This window comes from Pseudomonas sp. LAIL14HWK12:I1 (assembly GCF_003202095.1).
Lineage (GTDB): Bacteria > Pseudomonadota > Gammaproteobacteria > Pseudomonadales > Pseudomonadaceae > Aquipseudomonas > Aquipseudomonas monteilii.
Map to the genome: position 1 here is coordinate 418,827 of NZ_QJKG01000002.1, position 24,802 is coordinate 443,628.

Sequence of the window (24,802 nt, forward strand, 5' to 3'; positions counted from 1 at the left end):
GTGCTAGGATACTGATCCGGTTGCCTGGCGACCATGCCTGTCGCCGTTCTGGCCCACAGGACACTAAGACAAAACGTTGCGCATGAACCAGCGGGCTTCAAGATAGTCTGTTCTGCGTAGAGAGAATTCCCGATGTGCCATTGCTGGCTCATCGCTACCCTGAGATAGCCGTCCTCCATGTTTGGTTCCAACGACGACAAAAAAGCGCCGGCCGAGGCTGGCGAAAAGAAAGGCCTGTTCAGCTGGTTTCGAAAGAAGCCGCAGCAACCTGTCGCCGAACAGCCACAAGCCCCCGAACCCCAGGCTGCAGAACCCGTAGCGCCGCAGCCCGCCGTCGAGCGCCCTGAAGCTGCTCCGGTCGAGCCGGTGGTTACAGCAGCCCCCGCAGCTGTAGCGGAGGCCCCTCGGGTTGCCGAGCCAGCCTTGGCCTCTGAGCCTGCAACGGCGCCAGTGGCGACTCCGGTATTCGAGCCGGCACCTGCCCCTGCGGTGGCCCAGGCCCCTGAGCCAACCCCGGCCCCTGTGGGAGCGGGCGTGCCCGCGACTGCAGAGCCTGCCGCCCCGCAGGTCGAAATCCCTGCACCCGTAGCAGCACCGGTCATTCAAGCCGTCGAGCCCCCTGTCAGCAACCTGGTCCTGCCCGTTGCCGAAGAGCCTGTTGCTCTGGTTCCCGACCTGGAGCCAAAGGCCCCGCCAGCGATCCCCGAGCGTCTGGTAGCAGCACCTGTCGAGCCAGAACCGGCCCCTGTCGCTGCCCCAGCCGTTGTCGAACAAGCCAAACCCGGCTTCTTCGCCCGCCTGAAGCAGGGCCTGTCGAAGACCAGCGCCAGCATCGGCGAGGGCATGGCCAGCCTGTTCCTGGGCAAGAAAGTCATCGACGACGACCTGCTCGACGAGATCGAGACCCGTTTGCTGACCGCTGACGTCGGCGTGGAAGCAACCTCGGCTATCGTCCAGAACCTGACCCAGAAGGTCGCGCGCAAGCAGCTGGCCGACGCCGATGCCCTGTACAAGTCGCTGCAGGAAGAGCTGGCCGCACTGCTGCGCCCGGTCGAGCAGCCGTTGAAAGTGCAGGCGCAAAACAAGCCTTACGTCATCCTCGTGGTTGGCGTGAACGGCGCCGGCAAGACCACCACCATCGGCAAGCTGGCCAAGAAGCTGCAGCTGGAAGGCAAGAAGGTGATGCTGGCCGCTGGCGATACCTTCCGTGCCGCAGCGGTCGAGCAGTTGCAAGTGTGGGGCGAGCGTAACCAGATTCCGGTAATCGCCCAGCATACTGGCGCCGATTCCGCGTCGGTGATCTTCGACGCCGTTCAAGCCGCCAAGGCGCGTGGCGCCGATGTGCTGATCGCTGATACCGCCGGCCGCCTGCACACCAAAGACAACTTGATGGAAGAGCTGAAGAAGGTCCGCCGGGTTATCGGCAAGCTCGACGCCGATGCGCCGCACGAGGTGCTGCTGGTGCTCGACGCCGGTACTGGCCAGAACGCCATCAGCCAGGCCAAGTACTTCAACCAGAGCGTTGAGCTGACCGGCCTGGCCCTGACCAAGCTGGACGGCACTGCCAAGGGCGGGGTGATCTTCGCCCTGGCCAAGCAGTTCAACATTCCGATCCGCTTCATCGGTGTGGGTGAAGGCATCGACGACCTGCGTACCTTCGAAGCCGAGCCGTTCGTCAAGGCTTTGTTCGCCGAGCGAGACTGACCATGATCCGATTCGAACAGGTTGCCAAGCGCTACCCCAATGGTCATGTGGGTTTGCATGAGCTGAGTTTCCGGGCGCGCCGGGGCGAGTTCCTGTTCGTCACGGGGCACTCGGGCGCCGGCAAGAGCACCTTGCTGCGCCTGTTGCTGGCCATGGAGCGCCCGACCAGCGGCAAGCTCATGCTGGCCGGGCAGGACCTGGGCCAGATCAGCAATGCGCAAATCCCGTTCCTGCGCCGGCAGATCGGCGTGGTGTTTCAGAACCACCAGCTGTTGTTCGACCGCACGGTGTTCAACAACATCGCCTTGCCCCTGCAGATTCTCGGCCTGTCCAAGGCGGAGATCGCCAAGCGCGTGGATTCGGCCCTGGAGCGTGTATCACTGTCCGACAAGGGCGAGCTGTTCCCGGCCGACCTGTCCACCGGGCAGCAGCAGCGGGTAGGCATTGCCCGCGCCATCGTCCACCAGCCGGCCCTGCTGCTGGCCGACGAACCCACCGGTAACCTCGACCCGCGCCTGGCCGCAGAGATCATGGGTGTGTTCGAGGACATCAACCGCCTGGGTACCACGGTATTGATCGCCAGCCACGACCTGGCACTGATTGCGCGCATGCGCCACCGCATGCTGACCTTGCAACGCGGCCGCTTGATCGGCGATGGGGAGGCCGGGCAATGAGCACTACACGTACGCCGAAGGTTTCCGAGCGGGTTGCACCAAAGCCCGCTGACCCGCAACCGGCGAAGAAGAAACGCGGCGAAGACGATGATGGCCCGGATTTCCGCACGCTGTTGCATGCCTGGCTGGAAAGCCACCGTGCCAGCATGGCCGACAGCCTGCGCCGCTTGGGCAAGCAACCGATCGGCAGCTTTTTCACCTGCCTGGTGATGGCGGTGGCGCTGAGCATGCCCATGGGCCTGTCGTTGCTGCTGAAGAACATCGAGCAGCTCGGCGGCTCGTGGCAGCGCGCCGCGCAGATTTCGCTGTTCCTCAAGCTGGATGCCGGCAGCCGTGATGGTGAGGCGCTGCGGGATGAGATCAAGGGCATGCCCGGCGTGGCGGACGCGCAATATGTCAGCCGCGAGCAGGCGCTGGAGGAATTCCAGCAGCAGTCCGGCCTGGGCGAGGCCCTGCGTGAACTGCCCGACAACCCGTTGCCTGGCGTGGTGGTTGTGACCCCGACCGAGGTCGACAAACCGGCCCTGGAAGCGTTGCGTCAGCGTCTGTCGGAGCTGCCACGGGTTGAAGTGGCGCAGCTGGACCTGGTGTGGGTCGAGCGCCTGGCGGCCATTCTCAAGCTGGGTGACCGTTTCGTCTTCGGCTTGGCCGTGATGCTGATTTCTGCCCTGTTGTTAGTAATCGGTAACACAATTCGTCTACACATTGAAAACCGCCGGATCGAGATCGAAGTGATCAAGCTGGTCGGCGGCACCGACGCCTACGTACGCCGGCCTTTCCTGTACATGGGTGCCCTCTATGGCCTGGGTGCGGGCCTGTTGGCGTGGGGCATCCTGGCGTTTGGCCTGAACTGGCTGAACGAGGCGGTTGTAGGGCTTTCCGGGCTGTATGGCAGTGATTTCGCCCTGGGGGGGGTGCCGGCGTCCGATGGTCTGTCCCTCTTGATCGGAGCAGTGTTGTTGGGGTATATCGGTGCATGGATCGCAGTCGCTCGTCACCTGAACGAGCTGGCGCCGCGATAGTTTTTACGTGCCAGCATTGACATTTTCTTCACTGTGGAACTTGTACCGTCGTTCCAGGTCAATGTTGGCAGCGCCCACAAGGCGCGAGTTTTGTAAGTCGGAGGTTCTTGAATGACCACATCGTTGCAACCTGCCTATGCCTTGGTACCCGGTGCAAACCTGGAAGCCTATGTGCACACGGTCAACAGCATCCCGCTGCTGACGGTCGAGCAGGAGCGTGATCTGGGCGAGCGTCTCTATTATGAGCAGGATGTCGAGGCCGCTCGTCAAATGGTGATGGCCCACCTGCGTTTCGTCGTACACATTGCCCGTAGCTATGCGGGTTACGGGCTGGCCCAGGCTGACCTTATCCAGGAAGGCAACGTCGGCCTGATGAAAGCCGTCAAGCGCTTCAACCCGGAAATGGGTGTGCGCCTGGTGTCGTTCGCCGTGCACTGGATCAAGGCAGAAATCCACGAATTCATCCTGCGCAACTGGCGTATCGTCAAGGTGGCGACCACCAAGGCCCAGCGCAAACTGTTCTTCAACCTGCGCAGCCAGAAAAAGCGTCTGGCCTGGCTGAACAACGACGAAGTGCATCGCGTGGCAGAAAGCCTTGGTGTAGAGCCGCGTGAAGTGCGTGAGATGGAAAGCCGCTTGAGTGGCCAGGACATGGCGTTCGACCCGGCAGCGGAAGCTGACGACGACAGCGCCTTCCAGTCGCCTGCACATTATCTGGAAGACCACCGGTACGACCCGGCGGTGCAACTGGAGGATGCTGACTGGAGCGACAATTCGACCAGTAACCTGCATGAAGCCCTGCAAGGGCTGGACGAGCGCAGCCGCGATATTCTCTACCAGCGCTGGTTGGCGGAAGAGAAGGCCACGCTGCATGAGCTGGCAGACAAGTACAGCGTGTCGGCTGAGCGGATTCGCCAGCTGGAGAAGAATGCGATGAACAAGGTCAAGGCGTTGATCGCGGTCTGATCTAGCCTGGCTGTATTGAAAAGCCGCTGGCCGTGAGGGGCAGCGGCTTTTTCATGCCTGTGAGGTTTTGGGGCCGCTGTGCGGCCCTTTCGCGGCAGCCCCAAAAGGCTCAAAGTTTGCGCGAAGTGTCGAGTTGCATCAGGTAGCCAGGCCCACCCAACTGGCTCATCTGCCGGCGAATCCACCCGGCCCGGCTGGCCACATAGGCACTTGGCCGGCTGGCACTCCACTTGATCGGGCTAGGCAGCACGGCCGCCAGTTGCGCCGCCTGCTGGCGGCTAAGCCGGCTGGCATCCACGCCAAAGTGATAGCGCGCCGCCGCCTGAGCGCCGAACACGCCCTTGCCCCATTCGGCGCTGTTCAAGTAGACCTCGAGAATTCGCTCCTTCGACCAGAACAGCTCGATCAAGGCCGTGAACCACGCCTCCAGCCCTTTGCGGAACCAACTGCGCCCGGACCACAGAAACAGGTTCTTGGCTACTTGCTGGGTGAGGGTGCTGGCACCGCGAACGCTGCCGCCGCGCTCGTTATAGGCCAGTGCCGCCTGGATGGCCGGGATGTCGAACCCCCAATGGTTGGCGAACTTCTGGTCCTCACCCGCAATGACGGCAACCTTCAGCTCATCGGAGATGTTCTCCCACGGCTCCCAGTCGCGTTTCAGGTCGATCGGCTCGCCACTGACCCACGATTGCACCTTGCGCTCGACCATCAGTGCCGTACCGGGCGGTGGCACCCAGCGGAACACCAGCACCAGCACGGTGCTGCCGGCTGCGAACCAGAGCAGGGCACGGGAAAGGCGGCGAAGAAGGGTTGGCAGCATGGCGATGGCTTGGCCGTACGGGTGGAAGGGGCCATTATACAGACCCGATCCAAGGAGTCGTCCCATGCTTCGCAGCTTCCTGATGCTTGCCGCCTTTTTCGGCTTTACCGGGGTCGCCCTGGGTGCCTTCGCCGCCCACGGTCTGAAAAACCGTCTGACGGCTGACTACCTGACCATTTTCCATACCGGTGTGACCTACCAGCTGGTGCATGCCCTGGCGATCTTCGGCGTTGCCGTGCTCTCGGCGCACCTGCCCGGGCGCTTGGTGGGCTGGGCTGGCGGCCTGTTTGCCCTGGGGATCGTGCTGTTCTCCGGCAGCCTGTACCTGCTGACCCTCAGCGGCCTGGGCAAGCTGGGCATCATCACCCCGATTGGCGGCCTGTGCTTCCTGGCCGGCTGGTTGTGCCTGGGCCTGGCAGCCTGGCGGCTGGGCTGACCGGGTGGTCCACAATCGCGACTAATGGCGCGCACCGCCCTTGGGTTGCAGGGCGGTTCGGCGCTAGAATGCGGGCCCCAAAGAACAATGGTGGCCGTGCGCATGCGCATTCAACTGAACGGTGAACCTTACGAACTGCCTGCTGGTGAAAGCGTTGCAGCCCTGCTGACGCGCCTGGAGCTTGCCGGGCGCCGTGTCGCAGTGGAACTGAACCTGGATATCGTGCCGCGCAGCCAGCACGACAGCACGCTGCTGAACGACGGCGACCAGGTCGAAGTGGTCCACGCCATTGGTGGCGGCTGACAGCAGCCCGGCGGTTCACAAGCTAGCCCTGCAACCTTTTCCCGAGGAACAACGATGAGCAACGTTCGTAGCGACAAGCCCTTCACCCTGGCCGGGCGTACTTTCCAGTCACGCCTGCTGGTGGGCACCGGCAAGTACCGTGACATGGAAGAAACCCGCCTGGCTACCGAAGCCTCGGGTGCTGAAATCGTCACCGTCGCCGTTCGCCGCACCAACCTTGGCCAGAATGCGGGCGAGCCGAACCTGCTCGACGTACTGTCGCCCGACAAGTACACCATCCTGCCGAACACGGCAGGCTGCTTTGACGCGGTGGAAGCGGTACGCACTTGCCGTCTGGCCCGCGAGCTGCTCGATGGCCGCAAATCGCACGAATCCCGCACGCTGGTAAAGCTGGAAGTGCTGGCCGACCAGAAAACCCTGTTCCCCAACGTGATCGAAACCCTCAAGGCCGCCGAAGTGCTGGTCAAGGAAGGTTTCGACGTGATGGTGTACACCAGCGATGACCCGATCATTGCTCGCCAACTGGCCGAAGCCGGCTGCATCGCGGTGATGCCACTGGCTGGCCTGATTGGTACCGGCCTGGGTATCTGCAACCCCTACAACCTGCAGATCATCCTGGAGGAGTCCAAGGTGCCGGTACTGGTCGATGCGGGGGTAGGCACGGCTTCCGACGCCACCATCGCCATGGAAATGGGTTGCGAGGCCGTGCTGATGAACTCGGCCATTGCCCACGCCCAGCAGCCAGTGCTGATGGCCGAAGCCATGAAGCACGCCATCGTCGCCGGTCGCCTGGCCTACCTGGCCGGCCGCATGCCGAAGAAACTCTATGCCAGCGCCTCTTCGCCGCTGGATGGTCTGATCAAGTAAGAGCCCCTGATGACTGAATCGCACGATACGCCGATCACCCCCGACGGCGACGCCCGCCCACACCGCCGCATCAAGAGCTTCGTGATGCGCGCCGGGCGCATGACCGAAGGCCAGCAACGCGGCCTGGACCAGGGCGGCCCACTGTACATCCTGCCGCTGGCCGACAGCCCGGTGGACTACGACCAGGTGTTTGGCCGCTCGGCGCCGCGCACCCTGGAGATCGGCTTCGGCATGGGCCATTCCCTGCTGGAAATGGCTGCTGCCGCGCCTGAGCAGGACTTTATCGGCGTGGAAGTGCACCGCCCCGGTGTGGGCGCGCTGCTCAACGGCGTGCTGACCCAGGGCCTGAAGAACCTGCGGGTGTATGACTGCGATGCCATCGAAGTGCTGAACCGCTGCGTGGCGGACAACAGCCTCGACCGCTTGATGCTGTTCTTCCCCGACCCGTGGCACAAGGCCCGTCACCACAAGCGCCGCATCGTGCAGCTGGAGTTTGCCGAGCTGGTACGTCGCAAGCTCAAGCCCGGTGGCGTGTTCCACATGGCGACCGACTGGGAGCCGTATGCCGAGTATATGCTGGAAGTGATGAGTGCTGCGCCTGGCTATCGCAACCGTGCGGCCGACGGCACCTACGTGCCACGCCCGGAAGAGCGCCCGATCACCAAGTTCGAACGCCGCGGCGAGCGGCTGGGACATGGGGTGTGGGACTTGAAGTTCGAGAAGGTGGATTGAACGGCTGATACGGCCTTTCGATGTGCTGGTGCTTGCAGAAATGCAGGCGAAAAAAAACCGCCTTGAGAAAGGCGGTTTTTTTGTGAGCAACAGGACTGAGTATCCTTCGCTCTGGGACTTCACTGAAAACCCCCACCTGGTCGAACGATCATAGGTAGCCCGCGAACGCGCGTCAATGCATGGAAACATGCGGCATCACGTGTGTCGGAGCTGTTAACAGCTTTGGGGGGCTGCTCCACGTATCATCGCATGGCTCCCTTGTGGATGGATTCAGTGATGGGCCGGGTAGGAGAAGAATGCCGCTTTCCGGCCCCTTCGACACGGCCTGAGAACCGTGCCGGTAAATGTTTATCGAAGGGCCATTGACCTGGCCACTTCACTGAAAGCCTTCACCTGGTTTTCGAAGGCATCGAAGTGCCGGTTAGATGCTGGAAGATTGGCCCGCCAACATGGAGGCCAAGGCATATGAAGCGTTTGCTTGATGCGCTGAGCCGCGTCTGGAAGCTTGCCCGGATCTTGATAGTGATCAAGACCGTTCGGGATTTCATGCGCGACCACTTCGATGATGCCCGTTAAGGGCTAGTCAGGAGGTAGGGCTGCCCTGGTATCCCGGGGCAGCTTTTAGCAATGCTTACCCGCGGCGATCCGCCACCACACCAATCAACACCAGCACTACCAACAGCACCGGCGCGAGCGCGTAGTTGTTGAACTGGCTCAACCCCTTCACCACCCACGGCGTGGCATAGATCAGCGCCGCACCGCTGCCGATCATCACCATCAGCGCCATGAACGGCACTCGCAATGCGCCCGCCAAGCCACCCAGCCGCTGCTCGGCCCAGGCTTTGACATCGCTACCAAACAGCACCAGCAGGCAGCCTACCAAGGCCAGTGAAATCTCCGACAGGTTACCGCGGCTCCAGCGGGAAACCGTCGCGAGCAGATCAAGTACCAGATCCATGGGTCATCCTTAGGTCAAGAAATACTGCAGCAGGTCATTGAGGAACAATTGGCCCCTCGGCGTGGCCACCAGTCGATCCGGTTCGACCTGCAAAAGGCCCTTTTGTTCGGCGGCGCGGCGTGCCTCGCGCAGTTGCTCCAGTGGCAAACCGGTGCGCAGGGTGAACAGCTCGGCTTCCACTCCGTCGGTCAGGCGCAGGGCGTTCATCAGGAACTCGAATGGCAGCTCGTCGACCGGCAGCAGCTTCTCGCCGGCCTTGAATGGCTTGGCCAGGTTCAGGTAATCCTTGGGCAGGCGGGTCTTCCAGGTACGCAGGATGCGCCCGTCGGCGAAAGTCAGCTTGCCGTGGGCACCAGCGCCGATGCCGATGAAGTCACCGAAGCGCCAGTAGTTCAGGTTGTGCCGGGCAGCGCGGCCCGCCTGGGCGTAGGCCGATACCTCGTACTGGCGGAAGCCATGCTCGGCCATCAGTGCCTGGCCGGCTTCCTGGATGTCCCAGAGGATGTCGTCTTCGGGCAGCTCTGGCGGTTGGTTCCAGAACACCGTGTTTGGCTCCACGGTCAGCTGGTACCACGACAGGTGCGTCGGCCCCAGGTCGATGGCCTGGCGCAGGTCGCCCAGCGCATCCTCCAGCGACTGGTCGGGCAGGCCGTGCATCAGGTCCATGTTGAAGTTGTCGAAGCCGGCCGCACGCGCCATGCCGGCAGCACGGACCGCTTCATCGCCATTGTGGATGCGCCCCAGCGCCTCCAGCTTGGCGGGCTGGAAACTTTGCACACCGATGGACAGGCGGTTGATGCCGGTTTGCCGGTAGGCCTTGAACTTGTCCTGCTCGAAGGTGCCAGGGTTCGCTTCCAGGGTGATTTCGATGTCGGGTGCGAACGGGATGCGTTGTTCCACGCCTCGCAGCAGCCGGCCCAAGGCGTTGGCACTGAACAGGCTGGGCGTACCGCCCCCGAAGAAGATCGAACTGATCGGGCGGCTCTGTACGGCAGCCAGCTCCTGATCGAGGTCGTCCAGTAGTGCTGTGACGTAGGCGTCTTCCGGCAGTTCAGGCCCGGCAGCGTGGGAGTTGAAGTCGCAGTAAGGGCACTTGCGTACGCACCACGGAATGTGGATGTACAGCGCCAGCGGCGGCAGGCTGGTGAAACCCGCCGCGCCGGGGGTGGACAGCGTTGCGATCATGCCAGGCCCAGACGTTGGCGCAGCAGGGCCATGGCACGGGCGCGGTGGCTGAGCTGGTTTTTGTCCACAGGGGCCAGGTCGGCGCTGGAGCAGTTGCGTTCCGGCACCCAGAACAGCGGGTCATAGCCAAAGCCGTGCTCGCCGCTGGCCTCGAACAGGATGCTGCCGTGCCATAGGCCTTCGCACAGGATCGGCAGCGGGTCGTCGGCGTGGCGCACCAGCGCCAGTACGCAGACGAACTGCGCACCGCGCTCGGCTTCGGGCACGTCCTTCAAGGCTTCGAGCAGCTTGGCATTGTTGGCCGCGTCACCCTTGCCGTCGGCGTAGCGCGCCGAGTAGATACCCGGCGCACCACCGAGGAAGTCCACCGCCAGGCCGGAATCGTCAGCCAAGGCCGGCAGGCCGGAGATACGTGCGGCGTTACGCGCCTTGAGAATGGCGTTTTCAACGAACGACAGGCCGGTTTCTTCTGGCTCTACCTGGCTGAATTCGCCAATCGAACGCAGTTGCACGGACTGGCCGAGCATGGCCTGCAGTTCCTTGAGTTTGCCGGCGTTGTGGCTGGCCAATACGAGTTGCTGGAAATTCATCATTCGCCTGGGAACACTTCCTGGTTGAAGCTAAGGGAATTGCTGATACCGCCGGTTTCGATATTCAGGTCGAAGGTAACGGTTTCTGGCTGTTCGATCTTGAACTGGGCGATGTAGTACACCGCGCCCTGTTCGGTAATCTGTTTGAACGACAGTGGGCTGCTGCGCCCGGTCAGGTCCTTGACCGTGCCGCTGACCACCGCTGTGGCAGGTTTGTTGGCCTTGAGTACGGCAATGTTGAGCACGCCCTGGTTCTTGCTGCGCACCAGGCCGGTGGCTGCGGCCACCTCGGGCGTGAGCATGCTCGACGTGAACGCGCTGTAGTGCACCGTCACGTCGCCAAACACTTCCTTGCGCTCGGGCCGGGCGGCATCGGCAGCCAGTACCGGCAAGGCCAGGCACAGGCTGATCAGGAACAGGGCTAGGCGATGCATGGGGCGATTCCTCCGGTGGGCGTCAGACCGCGAGCTGGTGCTCTTGCAGGCCCGGGCTGCTGACGCGATAGATGCCGATCTCACCTAGAAGATTAGGCCAAAGCCGGCCACCCCACCCGTTGCGGTGCAAGTGGTCGACGGCAAGGCGGTCGAGCACCTTGGCCCTGCGCTCGTGCACCAGCTCTTCGAAGTCGGCGAAGGTGCAGAAGTGGATGTTCGGCGTGTTGTACCAGGTATACGGCATGAAGTCCGATACCGGCATGCGTCCCTTGGTGGCCAGGTACCAGCGGCAGCGCCAGTGGCCGAAGTTCGGGAAGGTGATGATGCACTGGCGGCCCACGCGCAGCATCTCGTCGAGGATGCGGTCGGGGTACTCCACGGCCTGCAGGGCCTGGGTCATGATCACTACGTCGAAACTGTTGCTGGCGAAGTTGCCCAGGCCTTTGTCCAGGTCCTGCTCGATGACGTTGACGCCCTTGGCCACGCACGCGGCAATGTTGTCGGCGTCGATCTCCAGGCCATAGCCGGTGACTTGCTTGCGGTCACGCAGCGAGGCCAGCAGTTCGCCGCTGCCGCAGCCCAGGTCGAGTACCCGGCTGCCGGCGGGGATCCAGTCGTGGATGATTTCCAGATCGGCTCTCATGCTGTCCTCAGATGGCAATGCGGTTCATGTAGTTCGAGAAACCCTGCATGTAGCGAGGTGTGGGGATCAGGAAGGCATCGTGCCCGTAAGGCGAGTCGATCTCCAGGTAACACACGTTCTTGCGGGCCGCCATGAGGGCGTCGACGATTTCGCGCGAACGGGCCGGCGAGAAGCGCCAGTCGGTTGTGAACGACATGATGCAGTAGTCCGCCTTGACGTGGGCCAGAGTGGCAGCCAGGTCACCGCCCTGGGCGGCGGCCGGGTCGAAATAGTCCAGCGCCTTGGTCATCAGCAGATAGGTATTGGCGTCGAAACGGCCAGAAAACTCTTCGCCCTGGTAGCGCAGGTAGCTTTCGACCTGGAACTCGACACTGTGGAAGTCGTAGTTGAGCTTGTCGCTCTTGAGCTCACGGCCGAATTTTTCACCCATCGAGTCGTCCGACAGGTAGGTGATGTGGCCGACCATGCGCGCCAGCATCAGACCGCGCTTGGGGATCACGCCCTGGTCCTGGAACGAACCACCGTGGAATTCAGGGTCGGTAAGGATGGCCTGGCGTGCCACTTCGTTGAAGGCAATGTTCTGTGCTGACAGCTTGGGCGCCGAGGCGATGTCGACACAATGGCGCACACGCTCGGGGTAGGTCATGGTCCATTGCAGTGCCTGCATGCCACCCAGGCTGCCGCCGACGATTGCTGCCCATTGCGCAATGCCCAGGCGGTCTGCCAGGCGTGCCTGGCTGTGTACCCAGTCTTCGACAGTCAGCACCGGGAAATCGGCGCCATAAGGCTTGCCGGTGGCCGGGTTGATGCTGCTGGGGCCGGTGCTGCCGTTGCAGCCGCCGAGGTTGTTCAGGCTGACCACGAAGAAGCGGTTGGTGTCGATGGGCTTGCCAGGGCCGATGCAGCTGTCCCACCAACCCGGCTTGCGGTCGGTTTCGGCATGGTAGCCAGCGGCATGGTGGTGGCCGGAAAGGGCATGGCAGATCAGCACGGCGTTGCTCGCGCTGGCGTTCAGGGTGCCATAGGTCTCGTAGACCAGCTCGTAACTGGCCAGGGAACGGCCACAGGCCAGGGCCAGCGGTTCATCGAACCGGGCGGTTTGCGGTACTACCAGACCGACGGAATCTTCGGGAAAGACAGTGGACATCGACCCTGCTCACGCTTGACGGAGGCGTAAGTCTAAAGAGCGCTACCCCCAGCGGCAAGCAAAGGCTTGCCGCTGGGGGCAACCAGGGTCAGATCATGCGCCACAGTTCCTGTGGCATGCCGGCGTAGGCGGCCAGCGGGGGCATGACGAACGACTGGATCACCTGGATCGCCAGGAAGGCGAAGATCGGCGAGATATCCATGCCGCCAAGGTTAGGCACGATACGGCGGAACGGTGCCAGCACCGGCTCGCTGATCTGGTAGGCCAGCTCGGCCGCCGGGTTATGGCTGTTGGGGGCGACCCACGAAACGATCACCATCACGATCATCGCCACCCAGAAAATCTTCAGGAACAGCGAGGTGATGCCGATGATCGCCCACATCAACAGGTGCAGGATGTCGCCGAACGTGCCGTAGGTGACCATCAGCACGAAGCCCATCAGCAGGGCCTGGATAACGATTGCCAGCAGCAGCGACGAGGTGTCGAGCCCGCCGACACTGGGGATGACCCGGCGGATCGGCTTGAGCAGCGGCTGGGTCGCGCGCACCGCGAACTGGCAAAGCGGGTTGTAGAAGTTGGCTTTGACCAGCTGCAGCACGAAGCGCAGCAGTACGATCACCAGGTACAGGCTGACCAAGGTTTGCACCACGAAGATCGCGGCACCGGACAGTGCATTCATCTAAAGCTCCTTATTTGCCCAGTTGTTCGGCCAGCTCGGCAGAGCGCGTGGCCGCAGCCTGCAGTGCCTGCTCGACGATGGCTTCGAAGCCGCTGGCCTGGAACGACTTGATCGCCGCTTCCGTGGTGCCGGCGGGCGAGGTGACGCGGCGGCGCAGTTCGGCGGCATCGACATCGCTGGCAACCGCCATGCGCGCCGCGCCCAAGGCCGTCTGCAAGGTCAGCTGCGAGGCGGTTTCGCGTGGCAGGCCGAGTTTTTCGCCTGCCGCTGTCATGGCCTCGATCAGCAGGAAGAAGTACGCCGGGCCACTGCCGGACACGGCGGTCACAGCGTCCAGTTGCTGCTCCTGCTCCAGCCACAGGGCGGTGCCCACGGCCGACAGCAGTTGTTCGGCCTGCTGGCGCTGTTCGCCGGACACCTCAGCGGTGGCGTACAGGCCGCTCACGCCCTGACGCAACAGCGCCGGGGTGTTGGGCATGCAACGCACTACCGGGCGAGCGCCCACCCAGCTTTGCAGGCTGGCGCAGGTGATACCGGCGGCGATGGAAACGATCAGCTGGCCATCCTGCAGGTTGGGTTGCAGGGCCTGGCACACGGCTTTCATGACCTGCGGCTTGACTGCCAGCACGATGACGTCGGCACCGTCGATGGCCTGGGCGTTGTGCTCGAAGGTTTCGATGCCGTGCTCAGCCTGGATGCGGCTGCGGGTCTCGGCGCCCGGGTCGCTGGCGCGGATCTGCGAGGCGTCCAGGCCCTGGGCACGCAGACCACCGATCAGGCTGGCGGCCATGTTGCCGGCGCCGATAAAGGCAATGCGAGTCTTGCTCATGTCAGGTCCTTGTGGAAAAGAGTGAGTGAAGCATGGAATCAGGTGTTGCCGTAGTCGCGTGCCCCGAACAGGGCGGTACCGATACGCACCCAGGTCGCACCCTGAGCGATCGCCGCTTCCAGGTCGTGGCTCATGCCCATGGACAGGGTGTCCAGGCCAAGGTCCAGCCCTTTCTGCAACGCCCGCAGGCTGGAGAAGGCAGCCTCTTGGGCGGCGCGATCATCGGTGGGTTCGGGGATTGCCATCAGCCCGCGCAGGCGCAGGTTGGGCAATGCGGCCACGGCCTTGGCCAGGGCCGGCAGGTCGGCGGGGGCGCAGCCGGACTTGCTGTCTTCGCCACTGACGTTTACCTGCAGGCAGATGTTCAGTGGCGCCAGCCCGGCAGGCCGCTGCTCGGACAGGCGTTGGGCGATTTTCAGGCGGTCCACGGAATGCACCCAGTCGAAATGCTCGGCAATGGCTTTGGTCTTGTTCGACTGAATGGGGCCGATGAAGTGCCAGATCAAGGGCAAGTCGCTGAGCGCCTGCTGCTTTGTCAGCGCTTCCTGTAGGTAGTTTTCCCCGAAGTCACGCACGCCGGCAGCGTGGACCTCGCGGATAGCGCTGGCGGGCTTGGTTTTGCTCACAGCCAGCAGCTGGACGCTGGCCGGATCATGCCCGGCTGCCTGGGCAGCATTGGCGATACGGGCGGAAATCGCGGAAAGGTTGTCTGCTAGGGTGGACATGGATGGATGCCGGCAGCTGTAGGGTTTGCGGCATTCTACCTACTTGAAGGCCTTTGGGGAGTCTTATGGATGTGACCGACCTGTTGGCCCGAGCCGTGGAGGCGGGGGCTTCGGACCTGCACCTGGCGGCGGGCCAGATACCGATGCTGCGCCTGGACGGTGAATTGCAGCGCATGAACTTGCCACCGCTGGTGGCGGCAGACCTGGCCGAGGGCATGGCGCTCTTGATGACAGAGCAGCAAAGGCGGCAATGGGCCGAGGGCGATGAACTGGACTTGGCGCTGGCATTGCCCACGCTCGGCCGTTTTCGGCTGAACCTGTTTCGCCAGCTGAATGGCCCTGGAGCAACCTTTCGGCTGATCCCCGGGCGGATCGCCACGCTGGATGAACTGGACCTGGGGGATGTGTATCAAGCTGTTGCGCAATGCCATGATGGTTTGGTCTTGGTGGGTGGGCCGACCGGCAGTGGCAAGTCCAGCACCCTGGCGTCGCTGCTTGACCAGCTGAACCGGGAGCGGGCGCTGCACATCATTACCCTGGAAGACCCGGTCGAAGTTATCCACAGCAGCCAACGCAGCCTGGTCAATCAGCGTGAGATTGGGCGCCACAGCGGCGGCTTTGCCCAAGGGCTGCGCAGTGCCCTGCGACAGGACCCGGATGTGATCATGATTGGCGAATTGCGCGACCTGGAGACCGTTCGTCTGGCCTTGCGCGCGGCAGAGACCGGGCACCTGGTGCTGGCGACGGTGCATACGCGTTCGGCCGTAAACAGCATCGATCGGTTGGTGGAGGTGTTTGCTGCCGAGGAAAAGCCGTTGGTGCGCGCGATGCTGGCCGAGTCGCTGCGCCTGGTGGTGGCGCAGGTGCTGGTCAGGCGCGTAGATGGCGGGCGGGTTGCAGCGCGGGAAGTGCTGGTGGCGACGACGGCGGTGCGTAACCTGGTGCGTGAGGGGCGGATGGCGCAGTTGTGTTCGGTGATGCAGGCGGGTGCTGCAGAAGGGATGCGGACGATGGAGGGGGCCGTGCGGGAGCTGAGAGAGATGGGTCTGATCAAAGATCTATAGTGCCCGCACCGGCCCTTTCGCGGGCAAGCCCGCTCCCACAGGGTCGGCACAGATTTCGAAGGCTGTGATATCTCTGTGGAAGCGGGCTTGCCCGCGAAGAGGCCGGCGCAGGAAAGCGCCGATCAGGTCAGCGCTTGGCCAGGCTCAGCTGCTGCTGTTCTTTCGGCAGCACCCGCTTGGCCACGACATAGTGCTTCTGCCAGTAAGGCTTGCTCAGGGTGTCGATGCTCACCCGCTTGCCACGCCGTGGCGCATGGATGAAACGGTCGTTGCCCAGGTAGATGGCAACATGGTTCACCCGGCGGCTCTTGATGTTGAAGAAGATCAGGTCACCAGGCTTCAGGTCACCCTTGGCCACCTTCACGCCGTGGCCTTGGGCCATGGCATTGGAGGTACGCGGCAGGTCGACGTCGGCAACATCGTTGAAGGCGTATTTGACCAGGCCACTGCAGTCGAAGCCTTTTTTCGGGCTGCTGCCACCCCAAACGTAAGGAGTGCCGAGCACGTTCACCGCACGGCTGAGCACATCGCTGCTCTGCTTCGGCGACATGGCAGCAACAGGCGCACCACGGCTGCTGGCAGCGTTGCTCGGGCGCGCGCGCAGGGTGGCCTGCTTGGTTGGCGCGTGTCTCACCGAGGCATTGGTGGTGTAGCCGGTGAAACCATTGGGAAGACGTTGCTCACGATTGGTGGCGTGGGCGGCCAGGGGCAATAATAGACAGAGGGTCAGCCATGTCTTGAGTAAAGGCGGCATAGATGAAGCTCTTATGAATAGTTATGTGTTGGGCGCGCAACTTTATAACAGCTTTTTGATCAATCTTTGATCCGTTGGTCGATTGCCTGGCTGCCGTACGTCGGCATGCGACGAAAAAGTCACATTTTTTTTTAGAAAATTTTCAGATAACCCACGAGGGCTATGAATGAACAGTTATCAACAGGGTGTGCCCTATCACGACACTCACAGCAAGACCATCGGCTACCTGCTGTGGATTTTCGGCTTCACCGGCTCGCATCGCTTCTACTACGGCAAGCCGATTACCGGGACGATCTGGTTCTTCACCTTCGGGCTGCTAGGCATTGGCTGGTTGATCGACCTGTTTTTGATCCCGTCCATGGACCGTGAAGCCGATCTGAGGTTCCAGTCCGGGCGTATCGACTACAACATCGCCTGGATCCTGCTGACCTTCCTCGGGGTGTTTGGCCTGCACCGGCTGTATCAGGGCAAGTGGATCACCGCGATCATCTACTTCTTTACCGGCGGGCTGTTCCTGGTGGGAGTGCTGTATGACTTCTGGACGTTGAACAGCCAGGTCTCCGAGAGGAATGCTTTGCGTTGAAAGGCTTCGCGGGTGAGCCTGCGAAGAGGCCGGAAGCGCCCACAAAAAAGGCCTTGTCGCGTAGAAGCGGCAAGGCCTTTTTCGTTACTGGCGGGTTTGTCGCTGCTGCAGCAACAGGTTGCTGAACCCTGCCCCGGACAATTGCTTTTGCGCCCCGGTCAGCTGCTCGCGGTTGCTGAACGGGCCCACCAGCACGCGGTACCAGGTTTCGTCCTTGACCGTACCCGACTCTACCTTCACCGACTGGCCCAGCAGGATGATCTGCGCGCGCACTTTGTCGGCATCGGCCTGCTTGCGGAACGAGCCGGCCTGCAGGAAGTACTGGGTGGTGGCTGCGGGCTTGATCACCGGTGGTGCCGGCGGCGGGGTTTGGCCGAGCAAGGCCGCCTGGGCCCGTGCGGTGTCGATTTTCGCCGCTTCTGCTGGCGTCACCGGGGTTACCGGCTGAGCCGGCACCGGTGGTGTTTTCTCCGGCACGGCCTCTGGTGGCACGATCACCTCGGACTCCGGCAGCAGGGTGTAGAAGTCGTATTTCGGCTTCACTGGCTGCTGCGGGGAGGGCTGCGCTGCCTTGCTCGCTTCGGCCACTTTCTCAGGCTTTTGCTGCTCGGGCTTGGCGCGCTTGATGTCTTCGCTACCAGGTTCGAGCTTCATCAGGAACACGATGAATGCGCCTACGGTCAGGCCGACGGCCAGCCATACCCAGCCGGGGATCGGCTGCTTGGCCGGCGCCGTCTGGCGGCTGGCACCGCGCTTGGGTGCGGGTTTTTTCTTGGCAGCCAACTTACATGCGCTCCAGGGTTTCCAGGCCGAGCAGTTCCAGACCTTGTTTGAGGGTGCGGCCGGTCAGGGCAGCCAGGCGCAGGCGGCTTTGTTGCTGCTCGGGGGTGTCCGCAGCGAGGATCGGGCAGTTCTCGTAGAAACTGGAGAACAGGCCGGCCAGGTCGTACAGGTAGCTGCACAGTACGTGCGGCGTGCCCTTGTCAGCGACGTTGTTGAGGATTTCGCCAAACTGCGCCAGGCGTGCTGCCAGGTCCTGCTCATGGGCAGCCTGCAGCACGATGTTGCCGTCCACTTCGTCAAAGCCCTTGCCCAGCTTGCGGAACACGCCAGCCACGCGGGTGTAGGCGTACAGCAGGTAAGGGGCGGTGTTGCCTTCGAAGTTGAGCATCAGCTCGAAGTTGAAGCTGTAGTCGCTGGTGCGGTGCTTGGACAGGTCGGCGTATTTCACCGCGCCGATGCCTACCACTTCACCGATGTGGCGCAGGTCTTCGTCGGCCAGGCTCGGGTTCTTTTCCTTGACCAGCGCATAGGCGCGTTCCTTGGCCTCGGTAAGCAGGTCGATCAGCTTCACGGTGCCGCCGTCACGGGTCTTGAACGGGCGGCCGTCGGCGCCGTTCATGGTGCCGAAGCCCATGTGTTCCATCTGCATCGGGTGACCGACAAAGCCTGCACGGCGTGCCACTTCGAACACCTGGTTGAAGTGCAGGGCCTGGCGCTGGTCGACGAAGTACAGGGCGCGGTCAGCCTTGAGCACGTTGCTGCGGTAGCGCACGGCGGCCAGGTCGGTGGTGGCGTACAGGTAGCCGCCGTCGGCCTTCTGCACGATGACCGGCAGTGGCTCGCCTTCGCTGTTTTTGAATTCTTCGAGGAACACGCACTGGGCGCCCTGGTCTTCGACCAGCAGGCCTTTGGCCTTGAGGTCGGCCACCACGTTGGCCAGGTCGTCGTTGTAGGCGCTTTCGCCCATCACGTCGGCCATGGTCAGCTTGACGTTGAGCAGCTCGTAGGTCTTCTGACAGTGCGACAGCGAGATGTCCTTGAAGCGCGTCCACAGGGCCAGGCAGTCCGGGTCGCCGGCTTGCAGCTTGACCACCAGGCCGCGGGCGCGGGTGGCGAACTCCTCCGACTCGTCAAAGCGCTTCTTGGCGGCGCGGTAGAAGTTTTCCAGGTCCGACAGCTCGTCGCTGGTGATCGGGTTTTCCTGCAGGTAGGCCATCAGCATGCCGAACTGGGTACCCCAGTCGCCCACATGGTTCTGGCGAATGACGTTGTCACCCAAGAATTCCAGTACGCGAGCCACGCTGTCACCGATGATGGTCGAACGCAGGTGGCCGACGTGCATCTCTTTGGCCAGGTTCGGCGCCGACATGTCGATGACGACTTTCTCGCTCGGGCCGGCCTTGCGCACGCCCAGGTGGGCATCGGCCAGGGCAGCGTCCAGGCGGTTGGCCAGGGCGTCGGTGTTCTGGAAGAAGTTGAGGAAACCAGGGCCGGCAATCTCGACCTTGCTGATGTCGGCGCTGGCCGGCAGGGCATTGATCAGCTTTTCGGCCAGGTCACGCGGCTTCATGCCCGCCTGCTTGGCCAGCATCATGGCGATGTTGCTGGCGAAATCGCCGTGGGTCTTGTCCCGGGCGTTTTCCACCTGGATCGCCGGCGACAGCCCTTCAGGCAGCACACCGTCGGTGACGAGTTGGGTGAGGGCTTGCTGGATCAGCTGGCGAATGGTGTCTTTCATGGGGATCTCTTTTCGACCGCAAGCGCGGTGAGCGCCTGGATGCGCAGGTGGAAAAACTGGGCATTATCCGTGGCTGGGAGCGGGTTGCCAACCTTTGGGGCTGCAAAGCAGCCCGGACGTCAGTACAGGTCGACCGGGTCGACATCCAGTGACCAGCGCACCTGGCGCCCGCTCGGCATCTGCTCCAACACTAGCAACCAGGCGCTGATCAGTCGATGCAAAGGCGCCCGGGTATTGGCCTGTATCAACAGTTGCGCACGGAAGCGCCCGGCACGGCGCTCCATGGGCGCCGGTACTGGGCCTAGCAGTTCTATACCTGGCAGGCGTTGTTCGGCCACCAGGCGTTCGGCCGCGGCGCAGGCTTCGTCGAGGAAGCCTTCGGTCTGCCCCGGCTTGTGCGCTTCGGCGCGCAGCAGCGCCAAATGAGAATAAGGCGGCAAACCGGCGGCGCGGCGTTCGTCCAGGGCCTGTTCTGCAAAGGCGAAGTAGCCCTGCTCGGTAAGCTGCACCAGCAGCGGGTGGTCGGCCAGGTGGGTCTGGATGATGACCTTGCCGGGCTCTTCGGCACGCCCGGCACGCCCGGCCACCTGCACGATCAACTGCGCCATGCGTTCGCTGGCGCGGAAATCACCCGAGAAAAGCCCACCATCGGCGTCGAGGATGGCCACCAGGGTAACCCGTGGGAAATGGTGACCCTTGGCAAGCATCTGCGTGCCGACAAGGATGCTCGGCTGGCCCCGCTGGATGGTGCTGAACAGGTTGTGCATGGCGTCCTTGCGCGCCGTACTGTCGCGGTCCACCCGCAGGATCGGGTAGTCCGGGAACAGCACCTTCAGGCGTTCTTCGGCCCGCTCGGTGCCGGCACCGACCGGGCGCAGGTCCACGTGGTTGCATTGAGGGCACTGGTGCGGCAGGCGTTCGTCATAGCCGCAGTGGTGGCAGCGCAGCACGCCGGAGCGCTGATGCACGGTCATGCGTGCGTCGCAACGCGGGCATTCGGACAGCCAGCCGCAATCGTGGCACAGCAGAGTCGGGGCGAAGCCGCGGCGGTTGAGGAACACCAGCACTTGCTGGCCGGCTTCCAGGGTCTGGCGGATGGCCTGCTGCAACGGGCCGCTGATACCGCTGTCCAGAGGCAGGCTTTTCACGTCCAGACGCAGCATGCGTGGCGGGCGGGCGCCGCCGGCGCGCTGGTTCATGCGCAGCAGGCGGTAGCGGCCGGTCAGGGCGTTGTGCAGGGTTTCCAGCGACGGCGTGGCCGAGCCGAGCAGGATCGGGATGTTTTCCTGGTGGGCACGCACCAGTGCCAGGTCGCGGGCGTGGTAGCGCAGGCCCTCCTGCTGTTTATAGGAGCCGTCGTGCTCCTCGTCGATGATGATCAGGCCGGGGTTTTTCATTGGCGTGAACAGCGCCGAGCGAGTGCCGATGATGATGTCGGCCTCGCCGTCACGCGCCGCCAGCCAGGCGTCCAGGCGTTCGCGGTCGTTCACCGCCGAATGCAGCAGGGCGATGCGGGCGTTGAAGCGTTGTTCGAAGCGCGCCAGGGTTTGCGGGCCGAGGTTGATTTCGGGGATCAGCACCAGCGCTTGCTTGCCGGCTTCCAGGGTTTCGCGGATCAGTTGCAGGTAGACCTCGGTCTTGCCGCTGCCGGTGACGCCGGCCAGCAGGAACGCGCCGAAGCCGCCAAAGCCCTCGCGTACCGCGTCGAAGGCATCGCGTTGTTCGTCGTTGAGCGGCAGTTCCGGTTGTGCCAGCCAGTGTTCGTGGCGCAGTGCCGGCAAGTGGCGACGGACCTCGACCTGTACCAGTTCCTTGGCCAGTAGCAGGTCGAGGCTGTCCTTGTTCAGGTTGAGCTTGGCCAGCAGGGTGTGGGCCACGCCATGCGGGTGCTGGGCCAGGGTCTTGAGGGCGTCGCGCTGGCGCGGCGCACGGGCAATGCGTGGGTCTTCCAGGCGTGCGCCGGGGGCAATGTGCCAGAAGCGCTCCTGGCGCATTTCGGCAGGTTCGCCCTGGCGCAGCAGGGTGGGCAAGGCCCAGCTCAGGGTGTCGCCCAGGCTGTGCTGGTAGTACTGGGCGGTCCACAGGCACAGCTTGAACAGCGACGCCGGGATGGGGGACACCGGGTCGAGCAGGGCGCTGGCCGGTTTCAGCTTGTCGGCAGGCACTTCGCTCTGTGCGCATACCTCCACCAGCACACCGATCATTTCGCGGCGGCCAAAGGGCACGCGGATGCGCATGCCCGGGGTCAAGGCCTGGCGCGCCATGCTCGCCGGCGCCTTGTAGTCGAACAGGCGGCGTAACGGGGAGGGCAGGGCAAGGCGCAGGATGACGTCGGACACGCAAAAATACTCGGAGGGCGTTACAAGAACTGGCGAGCCTAGCAGACGACGGTCGGTGCAAGCGACATCTTGCACTGACGCTGTGCTCTGGTATTATTCGCCGCCTAATTACGTGCGGTATTCAACAATTGGTGTTGGGTGGCGGCACGCAGCTCGAGGAAGTGACCATGAAAGAAGGTATCCACCCGAACTACGAAGTAGTTGCAGTCACCTGCAGCTGCGGCAACAAGTTCGAAACCCGTTCGACCCTGGGCAATGTCCTGTCGATCGACGTTTGCAACCTGTGCCACCCGTTCTACACCGGTAAGCAGAAAGTCCTGGACACCGGCGGCCGCGTACAGAAGTTCGCCGATCGCTTCGGTATGTTCGGTACCAAGAAGTAATCATGCGCATGGCGAACCCCTCGGGTTTCGCAGTGCTGCAAAAAAAGGCGCCCCTTGTGGGCGCTTTTTTTATGGGTGCCATCTGGGCCTTTCCCGCCCTGGCATTCTGCCCGCTACCGCAGCAGCCACAGCAGGTGCTGGTGCGCCAGGTGGTGGATGGCGATACCGTGCGCCTGGCCGATGGCCGCAGCGTACGCCTGATTGGCATCAACGCCCCGGAAATTGGCCGCAACGGGCGCACCAGCGAGCCTTATGCCGAGGCCGCGAAGCGGCGCTTGCAGGCGCTGGTCAAGGCCAGTGATGGGCGTATCGGGCTGGTGCCAGGCGTTGAGGACAAAGACAAATACGGCCGCACGCTGGCGCATATCTACGGCCGTAATGGCGACAATCTGGAAGCACAGTTACTCAGCGAGGGTTTGGGCTACCGCGTGGCAGTGGCTCCGAATGTGCGTCTCAGCGGTTGCCAGCAACTTGCCGAGCAAGCGGCGCGCAAGGCAGGCAGCGGCTTGTGGCGCCGTTCGCCCGTGGTCCCGGCAGGGGAAGTCAGGCAGCCGGGTTTCGCTGTGGTTGGTGGCCGCATCAAGGGTATCGAACGCAACCGTGGCGGTGTCTGGCTGACACTGGACGACGCCGTGGTGCTGCAGGTTCCCGCTCGTCTGCAACGCAACTTCCCCGCCAGCTTCTTCGATAACCTCAAGGGACGCCAGGTCGAGGCGCGTGGCTGGGTGCTGGACCGTTCCCGCAAGGGCGGCTTGAAGCCCGGGCAGCGACGCTGGGTGTTGCCATTGACCGATCCGAGCATGTTGGAGCGTATTTCAGGCTAAAAGATGTAGACATTTCGCTATTAGATTGTACACACTGTGAGCCGTATGCCCCCGTGGGTTATAGCGTAAAGTCGTAGGCTAAAGGCCTTGACACAAGTGACCGACCAGTCTTGTGACTCCCCGGCTCTTTGCGTATCCTCGGCGGTCCGTCAGAACAGTAAATAGCGGAATGCCCACCATGTCAGACCTGAAAACCGCCGCTCTCGAATACCACGCTCAACCTCGTCCGGGGAAACTGAGCGTCGAGCTCTCCAAGCCCACTGCCACCGCCCGTGACCTCGCCCTGGCCTACAGCCCAGGTGTTGCAGAACCCGTGCGTGAAATCGGCCGTGATCCAGAGCTGGCTTACAAGTACACCGGCAAAGGCAACCTGGTTGCGGTGATTTCCGATGGCACCGCCATCCTCGGTCTGGGCGACCTCGGCCCACTGGCTTCCAAGCCGGTCATGGAGGGCAAGGGTGTTCTGTTCAAGCGTTTCGCCGGTATCGACGTGTTCGACATCGAAGTCGAATCGGAAAGCCCACAAGCGTTCATCGACACCGTTCGCCGTATTTCGATCACCTTCGGTGGCATCAACCTCGAAGACATCAAGGCGCCTGAGTGCTTCGAGATCGAGCGCACCCTGATCGAACAGTGCGACATTCCGGTATTCCACGATGACCAGCACGGTACCGCCATCGTGACCGCTGCCGGCATGATCAACGCCCTGGAAATCGCCGGCAAGAAGCTGGAAGACGCCAAGATCGTCTGCCTGGGTGCTGGTGCAGCCGCCATCTCCTGCATGAAGCTGCTGGTGAGCATGGGTGCCAAGGTCGAGAACATCTACATGATCGACCGCAGCGGCGTGATTCACGCTGGCCGCGACGACCTGAACCAATACAAGGCGCAGTTCGCCCACGCTACCGACAAACGTACCCTGGCTGATGCCCTGAACGGTGCAGACGTGTTCGTGGGCCTGTCCGGCCCGAACCTGCTGAGCCCGGAAGGCCTGAAGTCGATGGCAGCCAACCCGATCGTGTTCGCCTGCTCGAACCCGGACCCGGAAATCTCGCCAGAGCTGGCGCACGCCACCCGCAGCGACGTGATCATGGCGACCGGTCGTTCCGACTACCCGAACCAGGTCAACAACGTACTGGGCTTCCCGTTCATCTTCCGTGGTGCTCTGGACGTTCGTGCCAAGCGCATCAACGAAGAAATGAAGATCGCTGCCGCTATCGCCCTGAAGGACCTGGCCAAGCTGCCAGTGCCGAAGGAAGTATGCGAAGCCTACGGCGTCGAAGGCCTGGAGTTCGGCCGTGAGTACATCATTCCGAAGCCGCTGGACGCACGCCTGATCACTGTCGTTTCCGACGCTGTGGCCAAGGCCGCCATCGAATCCGGCGTGGCTACCCTGCCGTATCCGAAGCACTACCCGCTGACCAGCGTGGATGACGTGTTCAACGGCTGATTGCCGCTGTAGCGACATAAAAAGCCCCGGCTCGTATGAGCCGGGGCTTTTTGTTTGGCATTGTGAAGGATGTGTCAGGGCTGCAGGGTGTTTGCCATGGCAAAGTTGTCGCCTATGAGATCGAGCGCCGCCCGCGCGGCGCTCGATGTCAGCAGCCTCACATAACCCCAGTC

The 24,802-nt window shown here is 62.9% G+C and carries 27 protein-coding genes; 13 read left to right on the plus strand and 14 right to left on the minus strand.

What is annotated here, in order from left to right; genetic code table 11:
- The first annotated feature begins 177 nt into the window (after positions 1-177).
- The 4 genes from ftsY (at position 178) to rpoH (ending at position 4,366) form a co-directional block, all read left to right on the plus strand.
- Positions 178-1,704, plus strand: coding sequence for a signal recognition particle-docking protein FtsY (gene ftsY / locus D906_RS06900; protein ID WP_027614837.1), 1,527 nt, complete (start codon positions 178-180; stop codon positions 1,702-1,704).
- Positions 1,705-1,706: 2 nt separating this feature from the next.
- Complete coding sequence (gene ftsE / locus D906_RS06905) at positions 1,707-2,378, plus strand: cell division ATP-binding protein FtsE (protein WP_012274659.1); 672 nt, start codon at positions 1,707-1,709, stop codon at positions 2,376-2,378.
- Positions 2,375-3,400, plus strand: coding sequence for a permease-like cell division protein FtsX (ftsX, locus tag D906_RS06910; RefSeq protein WP_016712522.1), 1,026 nt, complete (start codon positions 2,375-2,377; stop codon positions 3,398-3,400). Before ftsE ends, ftsX begins: the two co-directional genes overlap by 4 nt.
- 111 nt (positions 3,401-3,511) lie before the next feature.
- The gene (gene rpoH, locus D906_RS06915) at positions 3,512-4,366 is read left to right on the plus strand and encodes an RNA polymerase sigma factor RpoH (RefSeq protein WP_015272155.1); all 855 of its coding nucleotides are present in this window, start codon (positions 3,512-3,514) and stop codon (positions 4,364-4,366) included.
- 109 nt (positions 4,367-4,475) lie between these two features.
- On the opposite strand, the gene mtgA is transcribed toward rpoH, so the two are convergent.
- Positions 4,476-5,186, minus strand: a complete 711-nt coding sequence (mtgA, locus tag D906_RS06920; RefSeq protein WP_025752243.1) for a monofunctional biosynthetic peptidoglycan transglycosylase — start codon at positions 5,184-5,186, stop codon at positions 4,476-4,478.
- A 64-nt stretch (positions 5,187-5,250) separates the two neighbouring features.
- On the opposite strand from mtgA, the gene D906_RS06925 reads away from it, so the two are divergent.
- The 4 genes from D906_RS06925 to trmB all read left to right on the plus strand — a co-directional run bounded on the left by D906_RS06925 (position 5,251) and on the right by trmB (position 7,524).
- Positions 5,251-5,622, plus strand: coding sequence for a DUF423 domain-containing protein (locus tag D906_RS06925; protein WP_016712519.1), 372 nt, complete (start codon positions 5,251-5,253; stop codon positions 5,620-5,622).
- A 102-nt stretch (positions 5,623-5,724) separates the two neighbouring features.
- Complete coding sequence (gene thiS / locus D906_RS06930; RefSeq protein WP_012274654.1) at positions 5,725-5,925, plus strand: sulfur carrier protein ThiS; 201 nt, start codon at positions 5,725-5,727, stop codon at positions 5,923-5,925.
- A 54-nt stretch (positions 5,926-5,979) separates the two neighbouring features.
- Positions 5,980-6,792 (plus strand): thiazole synthase, encoded by an 813-nt coding sequence (locus D906_RS06935; RefSeq protein WP_019097203.1) that lies wholly within the window; start codon positions 5,980-5,982, stop codon positions 6,790-6,792.
- A 9-nt stretch (positions 6,793-6,801) separates the two neighbouring features.
- Positions 6,802-7,524, plus strand: coding sequence for a tRNA (guanosine(46)-N7)-methyltransferase TrmB (gene trmB / locus D906_RS06940; protein ID WP_019097204.1), 723 nt, complete (start codon positions 6,802-6,804; stop codon positions 7,522-7,524).
- Between the two features lie 631 nt (positions 7,525-8,155).
- On the opposite strand, the gene D906_RS06945 is transcribed toward trmB, so the two are convergent.
- The 9 genes from D906_RS06945 to D906_RS06985 form a co-directional block, all read right to left on the minus strand.
- Entirely contained in the window at positions 8,156-8,482 is a 327-nt protein-coding gene (locus D906_RS06945) for a DUF3392 domain-containing protein (protein ID WP_016712515.1), read from the minus strand.
- A gap of 9 nt (positions 8,483-8,491) precedes the next feature.
- Positions 8,492-9,667, minus strand: a complete 1,176-nt coding sequence (gene hemW, locus D906_RS06950; protein ID WP_019097206.1) for a radical SAM family heme chaperone HemW — start codon at positions 9,665-9,667, stop codon at positions 8,492-8,494.
- Positions 9,664-10,260, minus strand: coding sequence for an RdgB/HAM1 family non-canonical purine NTP pyrophosphatase (rdgB, locus tag D906_RS06955; protein WP_019097207.1), 597 nt, complete (start codon positions 10,258-10,260; stop codon positions 9,664-9,666). Before rdgB ends, hemW begins: the two co-directional genes overlap by 4 nt.
- Positions 10,257-10,691 (minus strand): DUF4426 domain-containing protein, encoded by a 435-nt coding sequence (locus D906_RS06960; protein ID WP_019097208.1) that lies wholly within the window; start codon positions 10,689-10,691, stop codon positions 10,257-10,259. The genes rdgB and D906_RS06960 overlap by 4 nt, the downstream gene beginning before the upstream one ends.
- Before the next feature lie 22 nt (positions 10,692-10,713).
- On the minus strand, positions 10,714-11,334 hold the full coding sequence (gene metW, locus D906_RS06965) for a methionine biosynthesis protein MetW (protein WP_003249106.1): 621 nt from the start codon (positions 11,332-11,334) through the stop codon (positions 10,714-10,716).
- A gap of 7 nt (positions 11,335-11,341) precedes the next feature.
- Positions 11,342-12,481 (minus strand): homoserine O-acetyltransferase, encoded by a 1,140-nt coding sequence (locus D906_RS06970; RefSeq protein ID WP_019097209.1) that lies wholly within the window; start codon positions 12,479-12,481, stop codon positions 11,342-11,344.
- Positions 12,482-12,569: 88 nt separating this feature from the next.
- On the minus strand, positions 12,570-13,160 hold the full coding sequence (locus D906_RS06975) for a YggT family protein (protein WP_025752257.1): 591 nt from the start codon (positions 13,158-13,160) through the stop codon (positions 12,570-12,572).
- 10 nt (positions 13,161-13,170) lie between these two features.
- Entirely contained in the window at positions 13,171-13,989 is an 819-nt protein-coding gene (proC, locus tag D906_RS06980) for a pyrroline-5-carboxylate reductase (RefSeq protein WP_025752259.1), read from the minus strand.
- A gap of 38 nt (positions 13,990-14,027) precedes the next feature.
- Complete coding sequence (locus D906_RS06985; protein WP_027614838.1) at positions 14,028-14,714, minus strand: YggS family pyridoxal phosphate-dependent enzyme; 687 nt, start codon at positions 14,712-14,714, stop codon at positions 14,028-14,030.
- A 65-nt stretch (positions 14,715-14,779) separates the two neighbouring features.
- Between D906_RS06985 and D906_RS06990 the strand changes: the two genes are divergently transcribed.
- Complete coding sequence (locus tag D906_RS06990; protein WP_019097366.1) at positions 14,780-15,778, plus strand: type IV pilus twitching motility protein PilT; 999 nt, start codon at positions 14,780-14,782, stop codon at positions 15,776-15,778.
- A 127-nt stretch (positions 15,779-15,905) separates the two neighbouring features.
- On the opposite strand, the gene D906_RS06995 is transcribed toward D906_RS06990, so the two are convergent.
- Entirely contained in the window at positions 15,906-16,532 is a 627-nt protein-coding gene (locus D906_RS06995; RefSeq protein ID WP_016712506.1) for a C40 family peptidase, read from the minus strand.
- Between the two features lie 166 nt (positions 16,533-16,698).
- Between D906_RS06995 and D906_RS07000 the strand changes: the two genes are divergently transcribed.
- Entirely contained in the window at positions 16,699-17,115 is a 417-nt protein-coding gene (locus tag D906_RS07000; RefSeq protein ID WP_016712505.1) for an NINE protein, read from the plus strand.
- A gap of 84 nt (positions 17,116-17,199) precedes the next feature.
- Here the strand turns inward: D906_RS07000 and D906_RS07005 are convergent, their stop codons facing one another.
- From D906_RS07005 to D906_RS07015, 3 genes are all read right to left on the minus strand, one after another.
- On the minus strand, positions 17,200-17,898 hold the full coding sequence (locus tag D906_RS07005) for an SPOR domain-containing protein (RefSeq protein ID WP_016712504.1): 699 nt from the start codon (positions 17,896-17,898) through the stop codon (positions 17,200-17,202).
- A gap of 1 nt (position 17,899) precedes the next feature.
- Positions 17,900-19,636 (minus strand): arginine--tRNA ligase, encoded by a 1,737-nt coding sequence (gene argS / locus D906_RS07010; protein ID WP_016712503.1) that lies wholly within the window; start codon positions 19,634-19,636, stop codon positions 17,900-17,902.
- 119 nt (positions 19,637-19,755) lie between these two features.
- Positions 19,756-21,975, minus strand: a complete 2,220-nt coding sequence (locus D906_RS07015; RefSeq protein WP_027614839.1) for a primosomal protein N' — start codon at positions 21,973-21,975, stop codon at positions 19,756-19,758.
- Between the two features lie 167 nt (positions 21,976-22,142).
- Here D906_RS07015 and rpmE point away from each other — a divergent pair, with 167 nt between their 5' ends.
- The 3 genes from rpmE (at position 22,143) to D906_RS07030 (ending at position 24,629) form a co-directional block, all read left to right on the plus strand.
- Complete coding sequence (gene rpmE / locus D906_RS07020) at positions 22,143-22,358, plus strand: 50S ribosomal protein L31 (RefSeq protein ID WP_012274639.1); 216 nt, start codon at positions 22,143-22,145, stop codon at positions 22,356-22,358.
- A gap of 2 nt (positions 22,359-22,360) precedes the next feature.
- On the plus strand, positions 22,361-23,182 hold the full coding sequence (locus D906_RS07025; protein ID WP_025752268.1) for a thermonuclease family protein: 822 nt from the start codon (positions 22,361-22,363) through the stop codon (positions 23,180-23,182).
- Between the two features lie 178 nt (positions 23,183-23,360).
- Positions 23,361-24,629 carry a malic enzyme-like NAD(P)-binding protein gene (locus tag D906_RS07030; protein ID WP_026020363.1) on the plus strand — a complete coding sequence of 423 codons (1,269 nt, stop codon included), beginning with the start codon at positions 23,361-23,363 and terminating at the stop codon, positions 24,627-24,629.
- Positions 24,630-24,802: the final 173 nt, after the last annotated feature.